Source organism: Halococcus sp. AFM35, assembly GCF_051195015.1.
Taxonomy (GTDB): Archaea; Halobacteriota; Halobacteria; order Halobacteriales; family Halococcaceae; genus Halococcus.
The window spans coordinates 1-3,137 of sequence record NZ_JBNTJU010000070.1 but is presented as its reverse complement, the minus strand read 5'-3'; the positions used below and the strand labels follow the sequence as shown (position 1 = coordinate 3,137).

General features: G+C 57.3%; 4 protein-coding genes and 1 pseudogene. All 5 read right to left on the bottom strand.

The genetic code is table 11. The features are described from left to right. Positions 1–47 precede the first annotated feature (47 nt). Positions 48–281: pseudogene (locus tag ACQUQO_RS18005) on the bottom strand (alkaline phosphatase family protein); the annotation flags it as partial. 37 nt (positions 282–318) lie between these two features. After that, a complete protein-coding gene (locus ACQUQO_RS18000; RefSeq protein WP_435080000.1) occupies positions 319–1,332 on the bottom strand; it encodes a lysylphosphatidylglycerol synthase transmembrane domain-containing protein in 1,014 nt (337 codons plus the stop codon). Between the two features lie 4 nt (positions 1,333–1,336). Further along, the gene (locus tag ACQUQO_RS17995) at positions 1,337–2,203 is read right to left on the bottom strand and encodes a polysaccharide deacetylase family protein (protein ID WP_435079998.1); all 867 of its coding nucleotides are present in this window, start codon (positions 2,201–2,203) and stop codon (positions 1,337–1,339) included. Continuing rightward, on the bottom strand, positions 2,196–2,549 hold the full coding sequence (locus ACQUQO_RS17990) for a DUF2304 domain-containing protein (protein ID WP_435079996.1): 354 nt from the start codon (positions 2,547–2,549) through the stop codon (positions 2,196–2,198). Before ACQUQO_RS17990 ends, ACQUQO_RS17995 begins: the two co-directional genes overlap by 8 nt. 1 nt (position 2,550) lies before the next feature. Beyond that, complete coding sequence (locus tag ACQUQO_RS17985) at positions 2,551–3,063, bottom strand: glycosyltransferase family 2 protein (protein WP_435079994.1); 513 nt, start codon at positions 3,061–3,063, stop codon at positions 2,551–2,553. Positions 3,064–3,137: the final 74 nt, after the last annotated feature.

Below are 3,137 nucleotides of genomic sequence, written 5' to 3'. Positions count from 1 at the left end.
ACTCTGATCCCGCCTCACGTCTGGTCTCTTTCAACGTATCTGCTCGTACCGTGATCGATAGAGTGGACAACTAGCGAGTATACGCCGAACCCACCTGGATCCTTGCCGGATGAATAACACTTCCAGTTCGGGAACGTCACTGGTGGCAGGCAACTCTGCTGTTCGGCCCACGTCCCCTCGGAACGGAGTGCCGCGATGTTCGGGAGTTCGCCGGCCTCGATCCACGGTGTGAGTAACCGCCAACTCGCCCCATCGAGTCCGACGACGAACGTTCGCGTCATGGGTGAACGTCCACACTCTCGGAGAAACGTGTTTTCATTACTCGGTGGCGAGTGTCGAGAAATCTATTTGGAGCGACGGATACCATCCGACCAGTGCGGGCAGATACACTCCAAGGAAACGGTCCAGAAACACGACAGGAACGATAACGCTGCTAGGAACACCGAGTGCGACGAACACCGCAGTGGCGGTCGCTTCGGTGACACCGATACCGCCGGGCGTGAGCGGTAACAACGTCACGCTATAGGCCATGATGAGGTAGACTGGGAGAAGGGCCGCTGGCTCGAAACCCACTCCGAACGCGGTGAGCAACAGCCACACTCGGAGGCCGGGCGCAAGCACCATCGCGCCCGCCCAGCCCGCGGCATACCGAACAACGATAGCTGGGTCGGAAGCGAGTTCGTCGAAGGACTCGGCAGAAGCTCCAGCGAATGCTGGGAGCTTTTCGATCAGGGTAGCGAGTCGGTCGCCAACTATTGGTACTCGCTCGATGGCCGCCAGGCGTGTGATAAGCGCATCCATCGTATCGAGACGTGTTCCGGCGAACAGGACGGCTGCGCCGGCACCGACGTAGAGGGCGGTCGAAAGGAGGAGCACCAGCCCAAGTGCTGGCGAGAATTGTTGATAGACGAGTGCGAATCCAACAACCGAGACAGCCCCGTAGAGCACCGCGTACAACCCCGTGTGAACGCCCGCAACCGCGACCGCACCGGGATACGTCACTCCGGACTTCTCGCGTACGACAAACGGTGCGATGGCCCGTCCGGAGAGCCGTGACGGCAGGAGCTGGTTGACGAAATTTACGATGAGATCGGTGTTCGCAGCCGCTGTGAACTCCGTCCGCTGGAAGCGATTGCAAAGCACATGCCACGTGTAAAATCGGGCGGCGAGACCGAATCCGGTCACGGCGATAACCGCGAGAAAGATTTCTGGCTCGATGCCCTGCAACAGAGTCACTACCTGTTCAAACGTGACCTGTCTTAGTATCCAACCGAGCGCGAGGATACCGATACCGTATTTGAGGATTCGCCTTCCCCACTGACGAATCGTCACCACGCTATGTCCTCCCCGAACAACTGGTGAGCAAACCGTCGCCAGCGGGTGCGGTGGCATCCTCGATAGCTGTCTTCGCGGTGACGAACTCGAACGAACTCCCGAGAAGGTGCCGGAGCGTGCGACGCATCCACTTGCCGGTGTGCCAGTACACGCGCTTCGGCACGCCCTCCACAGGTGGAAGATCCACGAGTTCCCACGGATGGACGTACAGAACTGGCGTGATGCCTCGACGCGCGAGGAGTTTCATTCCGAGGAGAGTGTACCGGTGGCCGAAAAAGCGTATCCACGTGCCGGTGAGTGGCAGTCGGAGACCTGGCATTACACTCACCGGGAGTTCAGTGATGTCTGTGGGTGCTTCAGGCCGAATTTGAGTTGCCGGAACAGGTCTATCAACCGTATACTCGCCGCCGTACCACCCCGGAATGTGTCGGCAGGGGGCGATACTGGAGTCATAGGTGTACCCTGCCTCGTCTAACCGTTCAAAATGGTCCGGTGGAAGGGCAAAGACAGGAGCACGGAACCCATCAATTGGCTGGTCGGTGATGTCTCGAAGCAGCGCTCGCGAGTGCTTCAGTTCATCGCGCCGCGCAGCCACGTCAAGGTCGGTGAGTACCGCGTGGGTGTGGGTATGCGAGCCGATCTCGTGGCCTGTTTCAGCGAACGCTCTGATGACTTCGGGGTGACGCTCGGCAACGCTGGAGACCACGAAGAACGTCGCTCGTGCGTCGTGTATGTCAAGAGATTGTCGCAGATACGTGCCGGCTGCGAGACCAACATCCTTCTCGTCGGTGGTACCCGGCGCGCTGCGGTACGCCGGCGTCTGGGTGAAGAGTTCGAAATCGACCGAGAGCACGGCACGATTACTCATCGTGTTCGTTGATGTCGTGCTTGAGTAGACTCAGTTCTTCGTTGAGCTGTGAGACCTTGTTCTGCAATCCGCCTGTGCGATTGAGCAGATAGACTACGACGACGAATAGCGAGAGGTTTGAGATGACAAGCATGGCGCGGGTCCCGATTTCGAGACCGATGATCGGCGCGATGATGCCGAAACCGCCCGGAAACACCGAGACAACGACGAGACCGAGACCGGCCCCAAATGACAGCAACACCAGCGCGATGTCCTCACGGCCCTGCACGAGGAGACTGTAGCCGTTGAATAGTAACCCGAACCCGACCACAAACGTTACTATGTTAACTACTTCGGGCGCGTTCATGTTATCTAAACACCATTACACGAAGAATCGTATCGGCCATCCGTAGCGGGTAGACGAACAAGAGATCCGGGGTGAGATGTGATTGGCCGGTCTCTCTTACTGGCATCTCGACCGATACCTCTTTGATTCGGAGGTTTTGCTTTGCAGCATCCAGTGTCTGCTCGATTGCCCAGTGAGTATCAGTACGGTGAATTATTTGTTCGAGTACTGCTCCTCGATAGACACGGTAGCCACTTGTCACGTCAGTGATTTCGATTCCACCAAGACGATTGATGAGTGACGTGAAAAAGCGAATACCGAGCCGGCGTATCCATGGGTAACGCTCGTAGCTCTCATTCAAGTATCGACTTCCGATTACCATGTCGTGTTCGGTCGCAGCGTCCAGCAAGTCAGGAATATATGATGGGTCATGTTGACCGTCGCCATCGACCTGAATCACGTACTCGTAATCCTCGCGGATCGCGTATCGATAGCCGGTTCGCAGCGCCCCGCCAACACCAGTGTTGATGGTCACTGGTTATCGCTTTAGGTCAGAATGAGTGCTCTGTGAGGAATCTGGCCTGCTGATTGCTGCAGAATTTCTCAAAG